Origin of the sequence: Buttiauxella sp. BIGb0552, from assembly GCF_004366275.1 — a bacterium.
GTDB classification, from domain to species: domain Bacteria; phylum Pseudomonadota; class Gammaproteobacteria; order Enterobacterales; family Enterobacteriaceae; genus Buttiauxella; species Buttiauxella gaviniae.
The window spans coordinates 409,477-431,999 of the sequence record NZ_SODY01000004.1; the positions used below are offsets into that span (position 1 = coordinate 409,477).

Here is a 22,523-nt window from a genome sequence, read left to right on the forward strand (position 1 = left end):
CCGTTCTGTGAGTTTTAGCTCAGAAGTGCGCGGTCGATATTCAGGCAACCCAAAGCTTTCAGGGTCGCGGCCGTGGCATCCCATTGCGTCAATGGCGCATCAGCTTTCTCTGCAAGGATCGCTCGTTGAATTTCATTGTAGTCATAGCCTGAGAGGCTAAGCAGATTCAATGCAGCTTGTAGCGGAGGCAGGGAAGGGTTGAATGCTGCGTTCTCAGCATAACTTCCTTTGAAAATCGTTCCATCGCGCATTTCCAGTGCCACACCAGAAGGCGCGTTACTGTATGGCGCATGGCTGCGGTTTGCCGCTGCAATAGCCGCCTGACTTAGTTCATCACCGTGCAGCGCAAAGCCGTGGTCCATTGCATCAAGCAGTAATGTTTTGATTTCTAAATCGCGAGGGCCAAAGGCATCAGGCAAATAGTCGCCGAGGGTTGCAGGCTTACGACCTGGAAGGTTAATGCGCAGTGCCACGCCGCTGTTCAGTTCATTCATAAACTGGCGGCAGTGCCCACAAGGCGTGTAGTTGACGGTAATTGCAGCAAGGGCTTTCTCCCCGCGCATCCACGCATGGGTAATCGCGCTTTGCTCGGCATGAACGGTCTGCTGCATGGTGGAGCCAAGAAACTCCATATTGCCGCCAAAATAGAGATTACCGCTTACGCCACGAGCCACTGCACCAACATAGAATTGAGATAAATCAGCACGAGCACAGGCGGCTGCAAGCGGCAGCAAAGCGAATGCCAGTGCATCGTCATCAAGGCCGGTCTGGGCTTTCAGTGAATCTACTTCCGTTGCACTAAACATTGCCGGGAAGTGAGAGTCAGCAATCAAGGGTTGCAAAGCGGCTTGCAAAGAAGCCGGGAGCTGTGCGAGAGCAGCCTGAAAACGTGAGCGCATAAGTAGTAGCCTCATAACAAGTAATTGAACCGCAGTTTACGGGTCTGTATGGGCTTTATATGTGATCTTTATCTAATTACAAATGCAACATATGAAATAAAGAACAAAATTGCGCGATCTCTCGCAAGTTTTAACCAAACACAGCCAAAATCACCGGGAATAAGAACGGAGCAACCAGGGAAGTGATGATGCCGCAAATTACCAACGCCAGTGAGCTAAATGCACCTTCCTGGAAATCCATCTCAGCGCAACGTGCGGTACCCAGCGCGTGGGAGGCCGCACCCATCGATAAACCGCGAGATGCTTTGGTTTTAATACCCATTAGATTCAAAATACTATGACCGAATACCGCGCCCAAAATCCCCACGAAAATCACGCATACGGCGCTAATTGCTGGGATGCCGCCGATACTGCCGCCAACAGCCATGGCAATAGGTGTTGTGACAGACTTAGGTAAGATTGACGCTGCGATTTGCGGTGTGGCACCCATTAATAATGCAACGGATGTACCGGTAATCATCGCCACCATGCTGCCAATAAAACAGATGGTGATAATGGATTTCCAGCGCGCACGAATCTGGTGAAGCTGTTCATACAGTGGGAACGCGAGGGCAACTACAGCCGGTTGCAGCAAATCGTTGAGCACTTTACTGCCGGCAAAATAGTGATCATAAGGCGTGCCGGTAAATACCAGAATAGGGATGATAACAATCATCGAAACCAGTAACGGGTTCAGCAGCGGCGACTTATAACGCATTCCGATTTGGCGGGCGAGAAAGAAAGTCACCACCGTTAAAGGTAAAGACCACCAGATATGATGCATCATTTTGTTTCGCCCTCACTTTCACCCACAACTTTACGTTCGCCGTGCACTAAATGAGAACTCCAGCTCACGATGACTAATACCACTAAGGTACTGATAAAACAGGAAACCACCACTGGGCCGAATTGCTGTTTAATCACATCGACATACTGCATAACGCCTACGCCAATCGGTACAAAGAGAAGCGCCATATAACGAATCAGCAGATGGCAGCTTGGCTTAACCCACTTGGCTGGCAGGATTTGCAGAGACAGCAAAACAAACAGAATTAACATGCCAATAATACTGCCGGGAATGGTGATTGGTAGCAGCGAAGAGATAGCAATGCCTGCATATAAACATATGTAAATTAATATAAAAGACCGCAGGTACTGCCAAATTACGGTGAGCAAGTTACGCATGGTGATTACCCTTTAATAAACGCATTCATCATACAATTAAAGCTTAAAATGTGCTACCGATCACATCATGAATTATGAGCATACCAAATATTCCTCGAAGGAACTTTCCAGAATGTTTTGGGCAATCTCACAGCACCATGTTTTGCAGGCATAAAAAAAGCGACCCGCAGGTCGCTTTTTAACTCAAACGCTTGATTAGTTCAGGCGAACCGGCATACCGGAACGGCCCAGAACTGCTTGATCGACAACAGCGCTGTCAACATCAGGCTGAGCGGTAATCGCAGTCACATTGCTTTTCAGCGTGATTGGCACGATCTCAGTTGAGTTGAACTGTTCTTCAGTTGTAGACAGTGGGTTGTGTACTTCAATGTAGCGCGAACCATCAGGCTCAACAGTTGCTTTCACTGGTTCATTGATGAACTGAACACGGGTCCCGACTGGCACTTTTTCGAACAGGAACTTGATGTCTTCATTACGCAGACGCACACAACCGTGGCTTACACGCAGGCCGATACCAAAGTTCGCGTTAGTACCGTGAATTGCATACAGGCGGCCAATGTACAATGCATACAGACCCATAGGGTTGTCTGGGCCAGCTGGAACAACGGCTGGTAATGGAATACCGGCCGCGATGTATTCCGCATGCATTTTTGCAGTCGGCGTCCATGTTGGGCCTGCTTTCTTACGTTCTACTTTGGTCGTCCAGTTCAGTGGGGTGTCTTTACCCAACTGGCCGATACCGATTGGCAACACGATTACAGTGTTAGTACCCGCCGGGTAATAGTAGAGGCGCATTTCAGCACTGTTGATAACAATGCCTTCATGAACGGTATCCGGCAGGATGAGCTGCTGAGGAATGTTCAGGATGGTGCCTGGTTTTGGCAAATACGGGTCAACGCCTGGGTTTGCTTCCAACATGTTGGAAAGACCCATTTGGTAACGCGCTGCATATTCTTCCAGCGGTGCGGTACTACCTTCAGGAATTGTGACAACCTGGTTTTGACCAATCAGACGGCTGCCATCGGTTGGCAGAGGATAGGTCACGGCAGAAGCTGTTTTGCTAAAAGCCACAACAGCCACAAATGCCAGTAAAATTGTGCGTAGTTTCATATTCATGTTATGCAATGTATTTATGGCCATGCAGGCTAGTTAGTGAAGAAACGGAGCGATTTGAGCGCGCATTATATGTGCATTCCCTCAGCCTGGGAAATCAGATGTGGATTAAATCACACTTTTTTGCACATTGATTATTTTATCACCAGCGCACAAGCAGAGCGATCTGCACGTTGAGTTATGGCATAATGTGCCCGATCTCACATATTACAAACCTTCTTTTACCAGGACATCTCTGTGCTAGTTTCCAGTAACGTCACAATGCAGTTCGGCAGTAAGCCGTTGTTTGAAAATATTTCTGTCAAATTTGGCGGCGGCAACCGTTACGGCTTGATCGGCGCTAACGGTAGCGGCAAGTCTACCTTTATGAAGATCCTCGGTGGCGATTTAGAGCCAACGCTGGGTAACGTTTCACTTGATCCGAACGAACGCCTCGGTAAGTTGCGTCAGGATCAATTTGCCTTTGAAAAATTCACCGTTCTCGACACGGTAATCATGGGCCACGCTGAACTCTGGGAAGTAAAAGAAGAGCGCGACCGTATTTACGCGTTACCAGAGATGAGCGAAGAAGACGGCTACAAAGTTGCCGATCTGGAAGTCCTGTACGGCGAAATGGACGGTTACACCGCTGAAGCTCGCGCGGGTGAACTGCTGTTAGGCGTAGGCATTCCTGTAGAACAACATTACGGCCCGATGAGTGAAGTAGCTCCAGGCTGGAAACTGCGCGTGTTGCTGGCTCAGGCACTGTTCTCAAACCCAGAAATCCTGCTGCTTGATGAACCGACGAACAACCTGGACATCGACACCATTCGTTGGCTGGAAACCGTGCTCAACGAACGTAACAGCACCATGATCATCATTTCGCACGACCGTCACTTCCTGAACATGGTGTGTACTCACATGGCGGATCTGGACTACGGCGAACTGCGTGTTTATCCAGGCAACTACGACGAATACATGACAGCGGCAACACAAGTGCGTGAACGTCTGTTGTCTGATAACGCGAAGAAAAAAGCGCAGATTGCTGACCTGCAATCCTTCGTTAGCCGCTTTAGCGCCAACGCCTCTAAATCTCGTCAGGCGACTTCTCGTGCTCGCCAGATTGATAAAATCAAACTGGACGAAGTTAAAGCATCCAGCCGTCAGAACCCGTTCATTCGCTTTGAGCAGGACAAGAAACTGTTCCGTAATGCGCTTGAAGTTGAAGGTTTGGCTAAAGGCTTTGATAACGGCCCGCTGTTCAAAGACGTTAACATGCTGCTGGAAGTGGGTGAGAAACTCGCCATTCTGGGTACCAACGGCGTGGGTAAAACTACTCTGCTTAAAACGCTGGTCTCTGAACTGACTCCAGATGCAGGTACTGTGAAGTGGTCTGAGAACGTGCAAATCGGCTATTACGCACAGGATCACGAATACGAATTCGAAAATGACCTGACGGTGTTCGACTGGATGAGCCAGTGGATGCAAGTAGGTGACGATGAGCAAGCGGTGCGCAGCATCCTTGGTCGTCTATTGTTCAGCCAGGACGATATTAAAAAGCCTGCGAAGGTGCTGTCCGGTGGTGAAAAAGGTCGCATGTTGTTTGGTAAATTAATGATGGAACGTCCTAACGTTCTGGTCATGGATGAACCAACAAACCACCTGGATATGGAATCCATTGAATCGCTGAACATGGCGCTGGAAATGTACCCAGGCACGCTGATCTTCGTTTCTCATGACCGTGAATTTGTTAGCTCGCTGGCAACCCGCGTGATTGAGATTACGCCAGAGCGCTTGATTGACTTTACCGGTGGCTACGAAGATTACCTGCGTAGTAAAGGTATCGATAACTAAGGTTATTGATAGTCAATGAAAAACCGCCTTCCGGCGGTTTTTTTATATCTTAAATCCTCCAGAAATCCTGCTCTTTCCTGTCAACGATCAAGCGGCGCTTCTCACCCGCCGGTAGCGTTAACGCCATCTCTTTCCATGCTGGGATGTAATCACCTTTGCAGGTGAACTCCACACGGATCTCGTCTGCCGTACAGCGAATTTCCCAGTTCAGCCACAGCGCATTACCTTGCTGATAACCCCATGACTCGCCATCATCTTCAAACAGGCTACCGTGAGAAACGCCAGTGCCTTGTAACGGATACACTTTTAGCTCGCGTACATTGTCAGCACTCGCTTTCACGTGAGTAATACGCGCGGAATGTGGCAGTGCGGCTCCGGCGCGAACCAGCAGTGGCAGGCGTTCCAGCGGTGCGTCGACAACAATCGCCTGGCCACCGCTATACCATTGGCCGGTGTAATAGTCGTACCAACCCACGCCATTTTCAGGCAGCCAGACTTCGCGCTCACGCAGGCCTTCTTCCACCACACTTGCCACCAGCAAATCGCGACCCAGCATAAAGTCGTCACACTCTTCGAAGGTTTTCGCGTCGTGTTCGTGGTCGAGAAACGTCGGGCGCAGCATCGGCTCGTCGTCGGCATGGGCCTGCCACAGCAACGTGTAGAAGTACGGCAACAGGCGATAGCGTGTTTCGATAGCACTACGAATTGCCGGGGTTACCGATGCATACATCCACGGTTCGTTGACGGTGCTATCGTCATTCCACGAGTGAATAGTGAAACGCGGATGCATCACGCCGTTTTGAACCCAGCGTACAAACAGTTCGGCCTCTGGTTTGTCACCGGAGAAACCGCCGACATCGTGCCCCACGTTGTACAACCCAGAAAGGCTCATACCCACGCCCATGCGGGTGTTATAGCGCAGAGTATTCCAGTTGGTGCGGTTATCGCCGCTCCAGGTCTGCACGTAACGTTGCATCCCGGCGCAACCGGAACGGGAGATCAAGTATGGGCGTTTTTCTGGAGCAAACTTCTGCTGTGCTTCCAAAGAGGCGCGCATCATCAGCAGTGGCATCACGGGGCGGATATTTTTGATCGCAATCTCTTCGCCAAAACCGTGGCAGCGCGCTTCGCCATCCCACACTTCGTATTCGTTATTATCATTCCAGGTAGAATCGATACCCATTTCCAGCAACTGCGTGGTCACACCGTTCTGCCACCATTTAACCGTTGCCGGATTGGTGAAATCAAGATGTGAACCTTCGTCATCCCAGAAGATCGAACGTTCCGGGCTATCCAGCTCCGAATCCTTAATAAACAGACCTTGCTCAACCACTTCCTGGTAACGCGGGTGATCTTGCAACAGGCAAGGCTTAATGTTCGCTGCAAGTTTAATGCCTGCGTCGTGGAACGACTGGCTCATCACTTTCGGCTGCGGGACCTTGTCGTAGTTCCAGTTGAACACGTAACGTTTGTTATTGATTGAGGTATAACCCGATGACAACTGGAATGAATCGCATGGAATCGCATGTTCGTCACACAGTTTGATAAAGCTCATCAGCTGGTTTTGCGCATCGGGCGCATCGGTGTAGTGCATCGTTGAACCGCTGTACCCGAGACTCCATTTCGGGCCAAACAGCGTTTTACCCGTCAGGCGAACAAACGCTTTGGTGACATCCAGCACTTGCGGGCCGAGGAAGATGTAGTAATCCACATCACCAGATTCAGCCTGCCAGCGGCGATAGGGCAGATGATAGTTGTCGATTTCATTGCCCAAATCCAGCCAGCAACTGCTCAGGTTGTCGTAAAACATCCCGAAGCTCACATCCGGGCGGCGTGTGATGGTAAACGGAATGTGTTTGTAGAGCGGGTCAGTGGATTCTGCGTTATAGCCCATTGCGTCCAGGTTGCGCATTTCATAACGCTTACCGGTACGTTGAAGTGGACCCGCTTTTTCACCTAAACCGTAATACTGCTCTTCTTTATAGCGTCGCTGATAGTGCGCCACGCCATCGCCATGTGCGTTGAGCAAATAAGCGCTGGTTGGGCGGTCGCTTGCCAGGAATTGCCACTCGGCTGCTTCGTTCAGATATTCCCATTGAAGCCATAGCGGCTGGTGAACAGTCACACGCAGTTTATCGCTGCTGATGCGAAGCGTATCGCCGAGTTCTTCCATGGTGAAACCCGGCAACGCAAAACCTTCCAGACTTTCGCGGTTACGCCCTTCCCATGGCACATCATTTTCTGGCGCGATACTCCACGTACGGTTCAGCGCCAGCTTGTTTTCGCGTTTAATCAGCACGCGGAACATGCCTTGTTCCAGCACAAAAAGGTTCAGGCGGTGCTTCCCATCCACGCTCAATTCCACGTGGTTGGCATCAGACTTCAATAGTGTCCAGGTCTTCAAAATTTTCATTATTCACAATCCGTTTCAGGCACGCTTGGAGCGGCGTTCAGCAATAAAAGAAATCAGGAATACAGCGCCAATCAGGTCAAAGAAGCCCATGGCGATAAAGAGAGGGTTGTAGCCAATCTTGTCAGCGGTGACACCAATCAGCAGTGAGAATAAGAAGCTGGCAATCCAGGCGGCAGAGCCACGCATGCCATTGACCGTGGCCATTTGGCCTTTATCAAAGGAGTCCACCACCAGTGCACTCAACATGCAGGAAATTATCTGGTGCCCGAAGCCGCCGACGGAAATCAAGGCGATGGTGACGTACGGGTCTTTGGTGATGGCAACCAGCGCCAAAGAAATCATCAGAAACGCACCGGTCACCGAACTTGCCACGATGGAGTTGGTGCGGGAGCAACCAAACCAGCGGGTATAAAGCTTGGTCAGGTAACCACTTGCCACACTACCGAGGTCAGCGGCGAGGAATGGCAGCCAGGCAAACATGGCGATTTGTTTGAGGTCCATACCGCGTTCATTTGCCAGATACAGTGGCACCCAGAAACTCAGTACCGCCCAGGCTGGTTCAGCCATAAATGCGGGAATCGCGATACCGTAGAAACGTTTATTTTTGCCAACCGTTTTCAGTGCAGTCAGGAAAGGTAATTTCACCGCAGCGGGTTCGTTATCTTGCTTGATGAATTCCAGTTCATCTTTGCTCAGATTCGGGTGTTGTTCAGGGTTGTGGTAGAACAACCACCACAAAATCACCCATAACATTGCCAGCACGCCGGTAAACATAAAAGCGCCCTGCCAGCCGAAAGAGGCATGAGCAAAATAGACAATTGGCGGTGCAAGCATGGCACCAATAGAGAACCCAACTCCAGCCCAACCCGCGGCGATAGGGCGCTCTTTTTTCGGGAACCATTCACCTATGGTTTTGGCATTTGCCGGTGTTGCTGCGGCTTCCGCACCCCCCATAAAGAAGCGCAAAATTGCCAGATGCATCCAGCTTCCGGCACCAGCGTGCATTACGCACACCACAGCCCAGATCCCGGCACAAATCAGGAAGCCGAGTTTCAGGCCGATGACATCAATCAACCAGCCGCAAATTGGTTGGAATAGGGTATAGGCAAGCTGGAATGAGGCGACTATCCATGAATATTGCTCGGTGGTAATACCGAGGCTGGTTTTCAACTCAGGGGCCAAAATACCCAGTGAGTTACGGGTGATGTAGTTAACGGTAACGCCCAACAAAAACAGGACCAGAACCCACCAGCGCAGGTTGCGTACGGTACGCTTGGCCTTAACGGCGGTGACTCCCGGATTTATGCCATGACTCATGTCGTTCTCCACTAGAAGAGCTATCTATCGAAATATTTACCACAACCTTGAGATTGTGAAAGTTGTATCTAATTGATTAATAATTATTTTATTTGCTTCTTGCCACGAAAAGGCAGGCTCAACTGCGGCAATGGAGAGAGCGTAAAACAGTTATAAAATGGTCAATAGCGACTTTCATGCAAAAATTTTCACATGAAAGAAAAATTCGTGCGTTCGATAACGAAAATACCAGCGATTAAGCCCTACACTTCATCGTGAAAATTTTTTCATGGGTGAAATGGGCGCAGATCACAAAATGAGTAAAAAGCTAAAAATTGCCGAAATCGCTGCCGAAACTGGGCTTTCAATTAGCACGGTCTCTCGCGTGTTGGCTGGGAAATCGAACACCAGCGAACAAGCTCGCCTGCAAGTGCTGAACTGCGCTGGTCAAAAAGGTGTGCTTGCCGGAATGGCGGCGGGGCGCATGCTACTTAATAGTTTGGTCGTTTTTGCCCCGCAGCGTGCGTTCGATGAGCGATCTGATGTCTTTTATTATCGTGTTACACAGGGCGTGAGTAAGGCTCTGGCACCGCATGAAGTCCGGCTGCGCTACTGTGCTCTCGAAGAAAACGACAGTGATGCCAATATGTTCCTGAGCAAAATGAATGAAGTGGAGACGGAAGCGGCGATCTTACTGGGCATTGATGATCCACATATCCACGATCTGGCGTTCGATCTCGGTAAGCCCTGCGTGTTGATCAACTGCCGCGATCGCAAAATGCGCCTTCCCGGCGTTGCACCCGATCACCAACTGATCGGCGACTATGCGGCAAGCTACTTATTTGAGCAGGGGCACAAAGCCGTAGTCAATTTGCTCTGCCTGCGCCGCTATACGATGGAGTTACGTCTAGCGGGGATTCGTGATGCCTGGGATGCTAACAATCTGCGATTTGATGATGCGCAGCATTTGATTACCGCGCAGAATTTCAGTGCTAAAGAGAGCGAAAGATTAATCAGTGAGTTTCTGGAAAAGACCCCTCGCCATCAGCTACCCACCGCCTTGTTAGTCGGTGGTGATTTTATGGCAGCAGGGGCTGTAAGCGCACTTCAAAATGCGGGACTACGCGTACCACACGATATTTCAGTGATGAGTATCGACGGTTTTAATCTGGCGGCTATTCATGATGTGCCGCTGACCTCGGTTCATGTACCGCGTGACCAGCTTGGCGAAGAGGCTGTGCATATACTCCAGCAACTTTTAATCCGCCCCGATGCCCCAGTGGGGAATTTACTGCTAAACGGTACGCTGGTAGTGCGTGATTCGGTGCGCCGCATTCGCTCGAATAAGCGCCATGCGGCGGTCAATAGCGTGGGGCTTTATGACGAGTGATTATTCAGGCACCAGCAGCAAATCAAGTTCTGCCTGGTTGCTGGCATGCAGGATATTCTCCAGGCGTCCATCATCCAGCCAGGTAAATAATTGAGTAATGGCTTTGATGTGTTGTTGCCCGCTACCCGCAGCCAGAATAATAATCAGCGACGCAGGGTCGCCGTTATCAAATACCACCGGGTGGGCCAGCCGAAGCAAAGAAAAGCTTGTACGAGTTGTTAAAACGCCTTGTTCCGGGCGAGCATGGGGCAACGCGAAACCAGGGCTAATGATATACCAGGGGCCATTTTCCAGCGTTTCGCTGATGATGGCGTCCACATAGTCAGATGCTATCAGCCCGGTTTTGAGTAACGGTTCGCTGCATTTATGGATAGCCTGTTGCCAGTCAGCGTTTGAGTGAGTGAATCGATAGCCAATAAATTCAGGCACTTGCATATAGCCTCCGTAAAAAGGCAGGCCAGAAGCATCTGGCCTGCTGTTCAACTAATCAATTAATGAACTGATTTGTGCCTGAAGCTGTTCACCGCTGATGCCATATTTGGCTTTCAACTGACGGCTGTTACCCGATTCAGTGAATGTATCCTGTGTGCCTAAACGAACGGTGCGTGGGTTGATCCCATGTTTTATGAGCATTTCAGCGATTAACCCTGCCAACCCTCCATTGACGGTATGGTTTTCTATGGTGGCGAGCACGCCAACATTTTTAACTAACTGGCAGAAGCGTTGCTCGTTAAAAGGTTTAAGGCAGGCAACATGAATCAACTTGCCTTTTTTCCCTTCTGCCAGCAGCCCCTGATAACCAGACATTGCCTGTTCCAGGCAGGTGCCTTCGTACAGAATCGCAAAATCGTTGCCCGTATCCTCAATGGCGGCGATATCCATCACACGCGGTACTTTAGTTTTATCACGTACTGGCATTGGTTCACGGGCGACGCGGATATACACCGGGCCTTTAATGTTAATCGCCTGTTCAAATGCTTCGACAACCTCCTCTGCATCAGCAGGCAAAAGCACGGTAATCCCCGGCAGCACACGGGTCAGGGCCAAATCTTCCAGCGCGTGGTGTGATGCGCCGTCCGGGCCATCGTCCATGCCTGGGTGGCTACCCACTAGTTTGATATTGGCTCCTGCATAACAGGCCTGGCGCAACTGTGTCCAGGCGGTGCCGGTGACAAACATCGCGAAGTTGACGTAAAACGGAATGTGACCTTCTAATGCCTGGCCGATGGCAAAGCTCATGGCTGAGCCTTCGGCAATACCCATCTCAAAAAAGTGTTCGGGAAACTGTGCCTGAAACTGGTCGGTGCGGGTAGAGCTGGCCAGATCGCTATCGATAACAACCAGCGGATAACCTTGGTTTTTTAAGGCAATCAGTGCATTGCCGATTTCATCTCTTGGGGCTTTCATACGCTAAGCTCCTCCATTGCCTGTTGATATTGGGAAGCGGTGGGGGTTTTAGAATGCCAGTCGCCATTATTTTCCATGTAACTCACACCACTGCCTTTCACCGTATGCGCAATGATGGCAATCGGCTTATGTCGCAAATGGCGGGTTAACAGGAAGGTATCGGCGACCTGGCGCATATCGTTGCCATCGTGCAATTCAATAACGTGCCAGCCAAAGCAGCGCAGTTTATCGGCCAACGGCTCAAGGTTAATCACTTCATTGACCGGGTCATGGGATGAAAAACCATTGTAATCAATGATGGCCGTCAGGTTGTCCATCTTCATATGGCTGGCTTGTTGCAGCGTTTCCCAAATTTGGCCTTCGTGCATTTCGCCATCGCCCACAATCGCAAATACGCGATGTGGTTCCTTTTTCAGACGTTTCGCCGCTGCCATGCCGAGCGCAATAGACAGCCCCTGTCCCAGCAGCCCTGTGGTGGCATCTACCTGTGGTAGCGCTTTGATGCTCGGATGCCCTTGCAGGCGCGAGTTTATCTGGCGGAATGTGTGGAATTCATCACGCTGAATAAAACCGAATTGGTACAGCAGGGCATATTGCGCAGCGACAGCATGTCCTTTGCTCATCACCACCCGGCTACGTGAATCGGAGGACAAATCCACTTCCTGGTAATAAATCCACGTCAGGATATCGGCAATAGACAGCGCTCCGCCGGGATGTCCAATACCTGATTCATAAATCATGGTGACAATATCGCGCCGGGCCTGACGGGCATGGTCGATGAGTGGTTGAATTTCCATGGTGACTCCTTATCAGGGCAACATTTTGCCGATGTAGTAAACAATTAAACCGAGGGCAACAAAGTCGGTTTCAGGGAAGCTGGTACCCGATAACCCAACGGATTCCATGATGGGATAAATCAGGGCCGGCCCGATGCCGATTAAAATACCCGTCACAAAACTGCCTGCGATGGCACCTTTCCAGCCCCCGGAGGCGTTGCCAAACACCGCCGCCGTTGCTCCGATAAAGAAGTAGGGAATCGCTACTGGAATAATGACGGTTTGCCCAAACAGTGCGAGCAGTACCATGACCAGCAGCCCACCAATAAACGATGAGATGAAGCCCAACACTGTAGCCGTCGGGGCATAAGGGAAGACCACCGGGCAGTCGAGTGCGGGTTTAGCATTGGGGATGAATTTTTCCGAAATCCCAAGGAAAGCCGGAACAATTTCTGACAGCAGCAGGCGTACGCCAGTAATGATGATATAGAGCGAAGCGGTAAAGGTGAGTGACTGGAACAGCGGATAAACCAGCCAGTGCATCCCACCTGCGGCGGCAGTGACGGCTGCTTTGCCCGCACTCAGTGCTGCAATGTAATAAAAGATGCTTACCGAGATGGAAACGGAAACGATGTAGTCTTTAAATATTCCCAGCCAGCCGGGCAGATTCAGCTTTTCGGTTGACTGTTTTGGGTCGCCCACTTTAGAACCGATCCAGCCAGACAAGGCATAAGCAAGCGTAACGTAGTGACCCATCGCAATTTCATCGTTACCGGTGATTTTCCTCATCCAGGGTTGAGCAATCGCAGGGTAAATACAGGCGGCCAGGCCAAGAATGACTGAACCTACGCTGATGGTGACTAAGTCGCTATAGCCCAGTGCCTTGAGCGTGACGGTTAGCAAGGCAGACAGATACAAATTATGCTGACCTGTCAGGAAGATATACTTAAAGGGTGTCAAACGGGCAAACACCAGATTCCAGGCGAAACCCAGCACCATGATAAGAGAAACGCAAAGTGAGAATTTCGTTTGTGCCAGCCCGGTAAGAGCTTCTGCCAAAGGCATAACGCCTTTCAGACCGAAACCATCGCTGAACAGTGTCTGGAAGTTACCCAGCGAAGTGACGGCCAGGCCCGCGCCGCCTGCAAATACCAGAAAACCGACAATAGTTTTAAACGTCCCTGAGAGCACTTTTTCAATAGGCTTACGCTGGACAAGTAACCCTATAAGCGCGATAAAACCAACCAGCAATGGCGTGACGCCAAGAATGTCGAATACAATAAATTTAAGGAGATCCATGTTGCCCCCTGATTAGCGCGAAGTGTTGTTCTCGCTGATAAGTTGGGAAAGCGCAGCTTCCATTTCTTCGCTGTTCATCAGGTCGGTAATACCAATGGCGCGAAAACCCGAAGCCTCAACCTCAGCGGTAAGATCCTTCATTGTCAGAACGAAATCGATGCCGGGGTAAGTATTCAATCCTGAAAGAACATCATGTTCGAGATCGATATCCCAGCCATGTTTGTCGATGATTTTTTGTGCTTTTATTTTGAGCATCATAGAGCTGCCCATGCCGGTACGGCAGACGATAAGGCCTTTCATTTATACCTCCAATAATAATTATTTTTATATTCCCTGGTGCTATAATAATTATTATTTTAAGTTGAAAGACAAAGCTGTGATCGGCATTGCAAATTCATATAAAAAGGTCAGTTAATGAACAAAGAAAATATTAATCTGTTGATAAATATAAGAAATATGATTAGTGGGATGAGCCCTGTTCTCGGGCAGGTGGGACGTTTTGTGACGGAGAACCCTGAATATGTAATGCGACATACCATCACTGAACTGGCTGATTCAATCGAAACCAGTGAGGGGAGTATTACCCGTTTTTGTCGGGCTGCGGGGTTTAAAGGTTTTGCGGATTTCCGTACAGCCCTTGCGTTAGAACAAGGGGCAAATCAGCCAGCCCAGATGGTTGAACCTGAGCTAAAACCGATTATTGACAGCATCTGTGACAGTAATAAAATTCTTAATTCAGGTGAACTTAACACTGTTGCCACAAAACTCCATGAAGCGAGTCACGTTGCTATCTACGCAGTAGGGACGGCGGTGCCGGTTGCCATGTTGCTGCAAATGAATTTGATGCGCATGGGCAAGTCTGCCAGTCTGGTTGAACGCTTATATCAACCCATCACGCCAGACGGTATTGTTATCGCCATTCACATTACTGAAGTCTCGGCCGATATGCTGCAAATGTTGGCGCATGCCAAACAACGGGGCTACAAAATTATTTCGTTAAGCCGCGGATCATTTCATCCATTCACTCAGCTTGCAGACTGGAATCTACAGGCCGCAGTGTCCTGTGTCAGCGGCGGTGAGGGCGGTTTTGCGGAAATTGCCGGCACTATGATGGTGGTCGATCGTTTGTTGAATGCTCTGGAGAAAAAAGATGAGCGCTACAGCGAACATCGCGAAGCAAACCAGAAGAGCATTTTCTCCATCGACAGCATTACGAACAAATTAAGCGAATATTTTATGTCTTAGCGCTACCGCACACTTCACAGTGCGAATTTCGCGGCAGTTTCATTTCGCGGAACTGGCAGCTCATCGCATCGTACATCACGATTTTTCCGCTTGCTGGTGTGCCGTAATTAGCCAGTAGCTTGATGGCTTCCATCGCTTGCAACGAACCAATAACCCCTACTAACGGGGCCATTACTCCGGCTTCTACACAGGTCAGCGCATTCTCGCCAAACAGGCGGCTCAGGCAGCGATAACAAGGTTCGCCATCCTGATAAGTGAACACGCTGATTTGCCCTTCCATACGAATCGCCGCACCGGAAACCAGCGGTTTTTGGCTGGTGAAACAGCACTGATTAAGTTGGTTGCGAATCGCCACATTATCAGTACAGTCGAGCACCAAATCGTGTTGCGCCACCCGTTCCAACAGTTGCGCCTCGTCTAACAGCGCGTTCACCGTTTCAATCTGAATATGGGGATTGATTGCCGCCAGCATATCCCGTGCGGAATCTACTTTCGGTTGCCCAATCGTGGCATCACGATGCAGAGTCTGGCGCTGCAAATTGGACAGCGCCACGGTGTCAAAATCCAGCAATGTCAGGTGCCCGACACCTGCCGCGGCAAGATACGGGGCGGCAGCACAACCCAGTCCGCCAAGCCCAACAACCAATACACGCGCGGCTTTCAACGCTTCTTGCCCGTCGAAATCAAAACCGCGCAGAATAATCTGGCGGTTATAGCGCAGCATTTCCTGGTCGCTTAATTCAGCGCTCATCTTTAGCCCCCGAACAGCTGGTTGAATGGCTCAACCTCAACCCAATCGCCTGCGTCAACATTGCCGCGCTCGCGTTCCAGCACGATAAAACAGTTGGCCTGGCTAAATGAGCTAAAAATATGTGATCCCTGGTGGCCGGTGCTCAGCACTTCTAATTGACCATCTTCACCTGTGCGCATGATGCCGCGTTGGAAATCGAGGCGGCCCGGTGATTTTTTCAAACGCCCAACGGTACGAGCGCGTTGACGTGGCGGTAGGGCATTTCCTTGCTGACCACTTAATTTGGCTAATAACGGCTGCACGAGTTGATAGAAAGTGAGTGCCGCAGAAACCGGGTTACCCGGCAGGCCGCAGAACCAACTGTTTTTCAGGCGACCAAAGGCAAACGGCTTGCCCGGTTTAATCGCCAGTTTCCAGAAGCCCACTTCACCTAACTCTTCAAGCAGTTGCTTAGTGTAATCCGCTTCACCAACTGAAACACCGCCGCTGCTGATAACCACATCGGCCTGGCTGTCTGCTTCGATAAATGCGGCGCGTAGGGCTTCGGGGTCATCACGAATAATCCCTAAATCGGTAACCTCACAGCCCAACTGTTCGAGCATGATATGCACCGCAAGACGGTTGGTGTCGTAGATTTGGCCTTCACCAAGTGGAGTGCCAGGCAGTTGTAGTTCGTCGCCAGTGGAGAACACGGCTGCGCGAACTTTGCGCAGTACTGCAACATTAGCAATACCCAGAGAGGCAATAAGCGGTAACTCAGCAGCAGTCAGTTTCTTGCCAGCCGGTAACACGCTGGCACCCTGGCGAATATCTTCACCGCGCAGACGCACGTTTTGTCCGTTTCTCACTTCTTCATTAAAACGCACGCCAGTTTCGGTGACAGTTGTTTCCTCTTGCATCACCACCGCATCCGTTTCTGGCGGCACTGGTGCGCCAGTCATAATGCGGATGCAGGTTCCTTCCGGCCAGACGCCTGCAAAGGGCTGCCCGGCAAAGGCTTTCCCCGCGACAGGCAACGCCGTGCCCAGCGCGATATCTTTCAGGCGCACCGCGTAACCGTCCATTGCTGAGTTATCAAACCCCGGTACATCGATTGGCGACGTGACAGGGTGGGAGGTAATGCGTCCACAAGCCGTCAGCAAAGGGATGGACTCAGATTCAGTGACAGGAACAATACGCGACAACATCTGTTCCATTGCGGTTTCAAGGGGGATAAGCCCGGCGGTAAATTCCATGAAAGCTCCTGCGGCGCGGGAAAAATATGTCGGACATTATGGCAGAGAAACGCCTGGTGCTGCATGTCCCATTCGGAGTAATCGACTTAGGCATTTTCCTTTACATCACATTTACATCTTTCTATATTCAAAAATCGTATTAGTTAACAGTCACTATTCTGATATTTATAGCTTTCGTAGTTTCCGTAGCTCGGATAAGCGCAGCGCCATCCGACAGCACAACGGACTCCGACAATACAACGAACTCTGACAAGGCAATGTCGAAATGAGCAAAGCAGTAATCGCGATTCACGGTGGCGCGGGAGCCATCACTCGTGCGCAACTTAGCCCCGAAAAAGAGCTGCTTTATATCAAAGCATTATCGGACATTGTTGAGGCGGGCCAGGCATTGCTGGCCGCCGGAGGCAGTGCGCTGGATGCCGTCACCGAAGCCGTGCGGTTACTCGAAGAATGCCCGCTATTTAACGCCGGGACCGGCGCAGTTTTTACCCACGACGGCACCCATGAGCTCGACGCCTGTATTATGGATGGCAACACCCTTGAAGCGGGTGCTGTGGCGGGTGTGAGCCATATCCGCAACCCGATTCTGGCGGCACGCCAGGTTTTGGAGCACAGCCCGCATGTGCTGTTAATTGGGCGCGGGGCAGAAAGTTTTGCCGAACAGCAGGGACTTGAGCCGGTATCGCCAGACATCTTTTTCACTCAGGAACGTTGGGAGCAGCTACAACGTGCCAGAGCTAACCACCAAACCGTTCTCGACCACGATGGCGGCGAGCCAATTAATCCGGACACCAAATTTGGCACCGTCGGTGCCGTCGCGCTCGATCAATATGGCAATTTGGCGGCGGCTACCTCAACAGGCGGCATGACCAACAAAATGCCGGGCCGCGTCGGGGATTCACCCATTATTGGCGCAGGCTGTTACGCCAATAACGCAAACGTTGCGGTCTCATGTACCGGAACCGGCGAAGTGTTTATGAAGACGCTGGCAGCCTACGATATAGCGGCTCTGATGGAATATGCCGGTCTCAGCCTACATCAGGCGACAGAACGTGTGGTGATGGAAAAACTCCCGGCACTCCAGGGCAGCGGCGGAGTGATTGCCATCGACAACGAGGGCAATGTAGCACTGCCTTTTAACAGCGAAGGAATGTATCGCGGCTACGGTTATGTGGGCGATGCTCCAAGCGTTGGAATCTATAGTAGCCAGGAGCATTGATGCCCCATAGTCACGAACTGCCCGAAGATGAAGTGCTATCTGTCAGTGCACTCAACGTTAGCTTTCGCCAGGAAAAAGTCGATACCCAGGCGGTGTCAGACCTGTCATTTACACTAAAGCGCGGTGAAACACTGGCGATTGTCGGGGAGTCTGGCTCAGGGAAATCAGTCACTGCGTTGGCGTTAATGCGCCTGCTGGACAAGTCAGCGAGCATTGTCGAAAGCGAAAAAATCCTGCTGCGTCGCCGCAATGGCCAGGTGATTGAACCAGCAGAGTTAAGCTCATCGCAAATGCGCCATGTGCGCGGCGCTGATATCGCGATGATTTTTCAGGAGCCGATGACATCGTTAAACCCGGTGTTTCCGGTTGGCGAGCAAATCGCCGAGTCTATTCGTTTGCATCAAGGGCTTGATAAACACGCGGCGATGGAGGAAGCACGCCGCATGCTCGAACGAGTACGTATCCCAGAGGCGAAAGCTATTTTAGGGCGCTACCCGCATCAGCTTTCAGGAGGCATGCGCCAGCGTGTGATGATTGCCATGGCGCTCTCATGTCGCCCGGCGGTGCTGATTGCCGATGAACCGACGACGGCACTGGACGTCACCATCCAGGCGCAAATTCTCCAACTTATTCGCGTCCTGCAAGATGAAATGCAAATGGGGGTGATTTTTATCACTCACGATATGGGCGTGGTGGCGGATATTGCTGAGCGCGTGTTGGTGATGTATCGCGGTAAGGTGGTTGAAACGGGGACTGTGGAGCAGATTTTTAATGCAGCGCAGCATCCTTACACCAAAACATTACTGGCTGCGGTGCCACGTCTTGGCGCGATGAATGGGCGCGATTTGCCCTGCAAATTCCCGCTGATTGATCCAGATAATCCAGAGCAACAAGAACCGGAAACTGAGCAAGACACCGTTGCCCCCGGTTCCGTTCCCATTCTGCAAGTCAGCGATTTAGTGACACGTTTCGATATTCGCAGCGGCATTTTTAACCGCGTCACCAGCCGTGTTCATGCGGTGGAAAAAGTGAGTTTTGATTTATGGCCTGGCGAAACGTTAGGGCTGGTGGGGGAGTCGGGGAGTGGCAAATCCACCACCGGGCGGGCGTTATTGCGGCTGGTAGAAACCCAGGGCGGCAGCATTCGCTTTAACGGGCAGCGCATCGACACACTGTCAAATGCAGACATGCAGCATGTACGCAAAGACATCCAGTTTATCTTCCAGGATCCTTACGCCTCACTCGACCCACGCCTGACGGTGGGTTATTCGATTATGGAACCGTTACTGGTACATAACGTGATGCCCAAAGAGCAGGCTCAGCAACGTGTCGCTTGGTTGTTGGAACGTGTTGGTTTGCTGCCTGAGCACGCCTGGCGTTATCCGCACGAATTTTCTGGCGGGCAACGCCAGCGTATTTGCATTGCACGAGCGCTGGCACTTAATCCCAAAGTGGTGATTGCCGATGAGTCTGTCTCGGCGCTGGATGTTTCGATTCGCGCGCAAATCATCAACTTATTACTCGACCTACAGCGTGAATTTGGCATTGCCTTTTTGTTTATTTCTCATGATATGGCGGTGGTGGAGCGTATTTGCCATCGCGTTGCGGTGATGTATCTCGGGCAAATTGTTGAAATAGGCCCACGACGCGCGGTGTTTGAAAACCCGCAACACCCGTATACCCGAAAATTAATGGCGGCGGTTCCGGTCGCAGATCCCGCGCATCGTCGTCCAAAACCGGTTTTGCTTTCTGATGACATCCCCAGTAGCACGCACAAACTGGGGAGTGAACCGAAGGTTGCAACGCTTGTAAATGTGGGGCCGGGGCATTTTGTCGCCCGGCCCCAGTAAAAATAATATTCCGGCCAAGGATAAACAGGGGAACACAATGACCATATTTGAGAATAAAAAATGGCTGCTGGCAGCGGGTCTTGCGACCAGCGTCATCGCCTCACCGGCATTTGCTGCAAAAGATGTCGTCGTCGCTGTAGCATCCAACTTCACTACGCTTGACCCTTATGATGCCAATGACACGCTTTCGCAGGCAGTGGCGAAGTCGTTTTATCAGGGGCTGTTCGGTCTTGATAAAGAGATGAAACTGCAAAATGTGCTGGCGGAAAGCTACACCGTTTCTGACGATGGGCTGGTTTACACCATCAAACTGCATCCGGGTGTAAAATTCCAGGATGGCACCGACTTCAATGCCGACGCGGTGAAAGTGAACCTTGATCGCGCCAGCAATCCGGAAAACCATCTCAAGCGCTATAACCTGTATAAAGCGATTGCAAGCACCGAAGCGGTTGATGCAAACACGGTAAAAATCACCCTCAAACAGCCGTTCTCGGCGTTTATTAATATTCTGGCCCACCCGGCAACGGCGATGATTTCACCGGCTGCATTGAAAAAATACGGCAAAGAGATTGGCTTCCACCCGGTGGGCACCGGCCCGTATCAGCTGGATACCTGGAACCAGACCGATTTTGTGAAGGTGAAGAAATTCGACGGTTACTGGAAACCGGGCCTGCCTAAACTCGACACCATCACCTGGCGCCCGGTGGTGGATAACAACACCCGCGCGGCCATGCTGCAAACCGGTGAAGCGCAGTTTGCCTTCCCAATCCCTTACGAGCAGGCAGGGGTACTTGAGAAAAACGACAAGCTGGAACTGGTGGCATCGCCTTCCATCATGCAGCGTTATCTCAGCATGAACGTGACGCAAAAGCCGTTTGATAACCCGAAAGTACGTGAAGCCATCAACTATGCCATTAACCGTCAGGCACTGGTGAAAGTGGCGTTTGCCGGATATGCGACCCCAGCCGAAGGCGTTGTGCCGCCATCAATCGATTTCGCGCAAAAATACAAACCGTGGCCGTATGATCCGGCAAAAGCGCGCGAACTGCTGAAAGAAGCGGGTTATCCAAACGGTTTCGAAACCACCTTGTGGTCATCGCACAACCACAGCACCGCCCAGAAAGTATTGCAGTTCACTCAGCAGCAACTGGCGCAGGTCGGCATTAAAGTGAAAGTCACTGCAATGGATGCCGGGCAGCGTGCCGCTGAAGTAGAAGGCAAAGGGCAGAAAGAGAGCGGTGTGAGAATGTTCTACACCGGCTGGTCGGCCTCGACCGGTGAAGCAGACTGGGCTCTATCGCCATTGTTTGCCTCATCAAACTGGCCGCCAACGCTGTTTAATACGGCTTTCTACAGCAACCCGCAGGTTGATAAAGATTTGACTGAAGCGCTGAAAACCACCAATCGTGATGACAAAGCGAAACTGTACAAAGATGCGCAGGACACCATCTGGAAAGAGTCTCCGTGGGTGCCTCTGGTGGTGGAAAAACTGGTTTCTGCACACAGCAAAAACCTTAGCGGTTTTTATGTGATGCCAGATACCGGATTTAGTTTTGATGATGCGGATTTGAAATAACAACGGACTGTGCTGTTGTAAGGTGGATTAGCGTAAGCGACATCCACCGCAATACCTAACTCGATGGAGCGCCATTGTTTAACTACTTCCTCAAACGTCTGCTGGGCCTTATCCCTACACTGTTGATTGTCGCGGTGCTGGTGTTTCTGTTCGTCCATATGTTGCCTGGTGACCCGGCTCGCTTGATTGCCGGGCCGGAAGCAGACGCCACCGTTATTGAGATGGTGCGTAAACAGTTAGGACTGGATTTGCCGCTATGGCAGCAGTTTTTGCATTACATCGGCAATATTCTGCAAGGCGATTTCGGCACATCAATGGTCTCGCGCCGCCCGGTTTCTGAAGAGATCGCCAGCCGCTTTATGCCGACATTCTGGCTGACCATCACCAGTATGGTTTGGGCAGTGATTTTCGGCCTGTTCACCGGCATTATTGCTGCCGTCTGGCGCAACCGCTGGCCAGACCGTTTAAGCATGACTATCGCCGTTTCCGGGATCTCTTTCCCGGCATTCGCCCTTGGCATGTTGCTGATGCAGGTTTTCTCCGTCGAACTGGGCTGGTTGCCGACGGTGGGAGCCGACAGCTGGCAGCACTACATTTTGCCCTCGGTGACGCTTGGCGCGGCGGTAGCGGCGGTGATGGCGCGCTTTACGCGAGCCTCGTTCGTGGATGTACTGCAAGAAGATTACATGCGTACCGCACGCGCGAAAGGCGTGAGCGAAACGCTGGTGGTTATCAAACACGGACTGCGCAACGCAATGATCCCGGTTGTCACCATGATGGGCCTACAGTTCGGCTTCCTGCTTGGCGGCTCAATTGTGGTCGAAAAGGTGTTTAACTGGCCGGGTCTTGGGCGCCTGCTGGTGGATTCGGTTGAGATGCGTGATTACCCGGTGATTCAGGCGGAAGTGTTGCTGTTCTCGCTGGAATTTATTGTTATCAACTTAGTGGTGGATTTGCTGTACGCCGCCATTAACCCAGCTATCAGGTACAAGTAAGG

General features: G+C 51.1%; 20 protein-coding genes. 7 read left to right on the forward strand and 13 right to left on the reverse strand.

The features are described from left to right. Positions 1-14 precede the first annotated feature (14 nt). The 4 genes from cdd to ldtB form a co-directional block, all read right to left on the reverse strand. Entirely contained in the window at positions 15-899 is an 885-nt protein-coding gene (gene cdd, locus EDF88_RS14055; RefSeq protein ID WP_034458639.1) for a cytidine deaminase, read from the reverse strand. Positions 900-1,029: 130 nt separating this feature from the next. Beyond that, positions 1,030-1,725 (reverse strand): CidB/LrgB family autolysis modulator, encoded by a 696-nt coding sequence (locus EDF88_RS14060; protein ID WP_064512453.1) that lies wholly within the window; start codon positions 1,723-1,725, stop codon positions 1,030-1,032. After that, positions 1,722-2,123 carry a CidA/LrgA family protein gene (locus tag EDF88_RS14065; protein WP_064512448.1) on the reverse strand — a complete coding sequence of 134 codons (402 nt, stop codon included), beginning with the start codon at positions 2,121-2,123 and terminating at the stop codon, positions 1,722-1,724. The genes EDF88_RS14060 and EDF88_RS14065 overlap by 4 nt, the downstream gene beginning before the upstream one ends. 195 nt (positions 2,124-2,318) lie before the next feature. After that, a complete protein-coding gene (gene ldtB / locus EDF88_RS14070; RefSeq protein WP_134185251.1) occupies positions 2,319-3,239 on the reverse strand; it encodes a L,D-transpeptidase in 921 nt (306 codons plus the stop codon). A gap of 234 nt (positions 3,240-3,473) precedes the next feature. On the opposite strand from ldtB, the gene EDF88_RS14075 reads away from it, so the two are divergent. Then, complete coding sequence (locus EDF88_RS14075) at positions 3,474-5,069, forward strand: ABC-F family ATPase (RefSeq protein ID WP_064512445.1); 1,596 nt, start codon at positions 3,474-3,476, stop codon at positions 5,067-5,069. A 49-nt stretch (positions 5,070-5,118) separates the two neighbouring features. Here EDF88_RS14075 and EDF88_RS14080 read toward each other — a convergent pair whose 3' ends face one another. Both EDF88_RS14080 and EDF88_RS14085 read right to left on the reverse strand, forming a co-directional pair. Further along, the gene (locus tag EDF88_RS14080; RefSeq protein ID WP_134185253.1) at positions 5,119-7,482 is read right to left on the reverse strand and encodes a glycoside hydrolase family 31 protein; all 2,364 of its coding nucleotides are present in this window, start codon (positions 7,480-7,482) and stop codon (positions 5,119-5,121) included. A gap of 15 nt (positions 7,483-7,497) precedes the next feature. Beyond that, a complete protein-coding gene (locus tag EDF88_RS14085) occupies positions 7,498-8,799 on the reverse strand; it encodes an MFS transporter (RefSeq protein ID WP_064512442.1) in 1,302 nt (433 codons plus the stop codon). A 295-nt stretch (positions 8,800-9,094) separates the two neighbouring features. Here EDF88_RS14085 and EDF88_RS14090 point away from each other — a divergent pair, with 295 nt between their 5' ends. Further along, positions 9,095-10,168 (forward strand): LacI family DNA-binding transcriptional regulator, encoded by a 1,074-nt coding sequence (locus EDF88_RS14090; RefSeq protein WP_134185255.1) that lies wholly within the window; start codon positions 9,095-9,097, stop codon positions 10,166-10,168. Here EDF88_RS14090 and EDF88_RS14095 read toward each other — a convergent pair whose 3' ends face one another. From EDF88_RS14095 to EDF88_RS14115, 5 genes are read right to left on the reverse strand one after another with little or no spacing between them, the layout of a single operon-like run. Then, positions 10,169-10,603, reverse strand: a complete 435-nt coding sequence (locus tag EDF88_RS14095) for a PTS sugar transporter subunit IIA (protein ID WP_134185257.1) — start codon at positions 10,601-10,603, stop codon at positions 10,169-10,171. It abuts the gene before it with no gap. Between the two features lie 48 nt (positions 10,604-10,651). Next, complete coding sequence (locus EDF88_RS14100; RefSeq protein ID WP_134185259.1) at positions 10,652-11,575, reverse strand: transketolase C-terminal domain-containing protein; 924 nt, start codon at positions 11,573-11,575, stop codon at positions 10,652-10,654. Further along, positions 11,572-12,372, reverse strand: coding sequence for a transketolase (locus EDF88_RS14105; RefSeq protein WP_134185261.1), 801 nt, complete (start codon positions 12,370-12,372; stop codon positions 11,572-11,574). Before EDF88_RS14105 ends, EDF88_RS14100 begins: the two co-directional genes overlap by 4 nt. A gap of 12 nt (positions 12,373-12,384) precedes the next feature. Next, complete coding sequence (locus tag EDF88_RS14110; RefSeq protein ID WP_134185263.1) at positions 12,385-13,650, reverse strand: PTS ascorbate transporter subunit IIC; 1,266 nt, start codon at positions 13,648-13,650, stop codon at positions 12,385-12,387. Between the two features lie 12 nt (positions 13,651-13,662). Beyond that, positions 13,663-13,950, reverse strand: a complete 288-nt coding sequence (locus EDF88_RS14115) for a PTS sugar transporter subunit IIB (RefSeq protein ID WP_134185265.1) — start codon at positions 13,948-13,950, stop codon at positions 13,663-13,665. Between the two features lie 114 nt (positions 13,951-14,064). On the opposite strand from EDF88_RS14115, the gene EDF88_RS14120 reads away from it, so the two are divergent. Next, entirely contained in the window at positions 14,065-14,895 is an 831-nt protein-coding gene (locus tag EDF88_RS14120; RefSeq protein ID WP_134185267.1) for a MurR/RpiR family transcriptional regulator, read from the forward strand. Here EDF88_RS14120 and moeB read toward each other — a convergent pair. Beyond that, complete coding sequence (gene moeB, locus EDF88_RS14125; protein WP_134185269.1) at positions 14,885-15,646, reverse strand: molybdopterin-synthase adenylyltransferase MoeB; 762 nt, start codon at positions 15,644-15,646, stop codon at positions 14,885-14,887. The genes EDF88_RS14120 and moeB overlap by 11 nt on opposite strands. 2 nt (positions 15,647-15,648) lie before the next feature. Continuing rightward, positions 15,649-16,881: a molybdopterin molybdotransferase MoeA gene (gene moeA / locus EDF88_RS14130; RefSeq protein ID WP_134185271.1), complete on the reverse strand. Its 1,233-nt coding sequence runs from the start codon at positions 16,879-16,881 to the stop codon at positions 15,649-15,651. Between the two features lie 265 nt (positions 16,882-17,146). Here moeA and EDF88_RS14135 point away from each other — a divergent pair, with 265 nt between their 5' ends. The 4 genes from EDF88_RS14135 (at position 17,147) to gsiC (ending at position 22,521) form a co-directional block, all read left to right on the forward strand. Beyond that, positions 17,147-18,100: an isoaspartyl peptidase/L-asparaginase gene (locus tag EDF88_RS14135; RefSeq protein ID WP_064512435.1), complete on the forward strand. Its 954-nt coding sequence runs from the start codon at positions 17,147-17,149 to the stop codon at positions 18,098-18,100. Next, positions 18,100-19,950, forward strand: coding sequence for a glutathione ABC transporter ATP-binding protein GsiA (gene gsiA, locus EDF88_RS14140; RefSeq protein ID WP_134185273.1), 1,851 nt, complete (start codon positions 18,100-18,102; stop codon positions 19,948-19,950). The genes EDF88_RS14135 and gsiA overlap by 1 nt, the downstream gene beginning before the upstream one ends. Before the next feature lie 37 nt (positions 19,951-19,987). Then, a complete protein-coding gene (gene gsiB, locus EDF88_RS14145) occupies positions 19,988-21,526 on the forward strand; it encodes a glutathione ABC transporter substrate-binding protein GsiB (RefSeq protein WP_064512432.1) in 1,539 nt (512 codons plus the stop codon). A 74-nt stretch (positions 21,527-21,600) separates the two neighbouring features. Then, the gene (gsiC, locus tag EDF88_RS14150; protein ID WP_134185275.1) at positions 21,601-22,521 is read left to right on the forward strand and encodes a glutathione ABC transporter permease GsiC; all 921 of its coding nucleotides are present in this window, start codon (positions 21,601-21,603) and stop codon (positions 22,519-22,521) included. Positions 22,522-22,523: the final 2 nt, after the last annotated feature.

Coding starts and splice junctions, on each gene's coding strand:
- cdd (WP_034458639.1), bottom strand. CDS start 899: ATGCGCTCACGTTTTCAGGCTGCTCTCGCACAGCTCCCGGCTTCTTTG.
- EDF88_RS14060 (WP_064512453.1), bottom strand. CDS start 1,725: ATGATGCATCATATCTGGTGGTCTTTACCTTTAACGGTGGTGACTTTC.
- EDF88_RS14065 (WP_064512448.1), bottom strand. CDS start 2,123: ATGCGTAACTTGCTCACCGTAATTTGGCAGTACCTGCGGTCTTTTATA.
- ldtB (WP_134185251.1), bottom strand. CDS start 3,239: ATGAATATGAAACTACGCACAATTTTACTGGCATTTGTGGCTGTTGTG.
- EDF88_RS14080 (WP_134185253.1), bottom strand. CDS start 7,482: ATGAAAATTTTGAAGACCTGGACACTATTGAAGTCTGATGCCAACCAC.
- EDF88_RS14085 (WP_064512442.1), bottom strand. CDS start 8,799: ATGAGTCATGGCATAAATCCGGGAGTCACCGCCGTTAAGGCCAAGCGT.
- EDF88_RS14090 (WP_134185255.1), top strand. CDS start 9,095: ATGAGTAAAAAGCTAAAAATTGCCGAAATCGCTGCCGAAACTGGGCTT.
- EDF88_RS14095 (WP_134185257.1), bottom strand. CDS start 10,603: ATGCAAGTGCCTGAATTTATTGGCTATCGATTCACTCACTCAAACGCT.
- EDF88_RS14100 (WP_134185259.1), bottom strand. CDS start 11,575: ATGAAAGCCCCAAGAGATGAAATCGGCAATGCACTGATTGCCTTAAAA.
- EDF88_RS14105 (WP_134185261.1), bottom strand. CDS start 12,372: ATGGAAATTCAACCACTCATCGACCATGCCCGTCAGGCCCGGCGCGAT.
- EDF88_RS14110 (WP_134185263.1), bottom strand. CDS start 13,650: ATGGATCTCCTTAAATTTATTGTATTCGACATTCTTGGCGTCACGCCA.
- EDF88_RS14115 (WP_134185265.1), bottom strand. CDS start 13,950: ATGAAAGGCCTTATCGTCTGCCGTACCGGCATGGGCAGCTCTATGATG.
- EDF88_RS14120 (WP_134185267.1), top strand. CDS start 14,065: ATGAACAAAGAAAATATTAATCTGTTGATAAATATAAGAAATATGATT.
- moeB (WP_134185269.1), bottom strand. CDS start 15,646: ATGAGCGCTGAATTAAGCGACCAGGAAATGCTGCGCTATAACCGCCAG.
- moeA (WP_134185271.1), bottom strand. CDS start 16,881: ATGGAATTTACCGCCGGGCTTATCCCCCTTGAAACCGCAATGGAACAG.
- EDF88_RS14135 (WP_064512435.1), top strand. CDS start 17,147: ATGAGCAAAGCAGTAATCGCGATTCACGGTGGCGCGGGAGCCATCACT.
- gsiA (WP_134185273.1), top strand. CDS start 18,100: ATGCCCCATAGTCACGAACTGCCCGAAGATGAAGTGCTATCTGTCAGT.
- gsiB (WP_064512432.1), top strand. CDS start 19,988: ATGACCATATTTGAGAATAAAAAATGGCTGCTGGCAGCGGGTCTTGCG.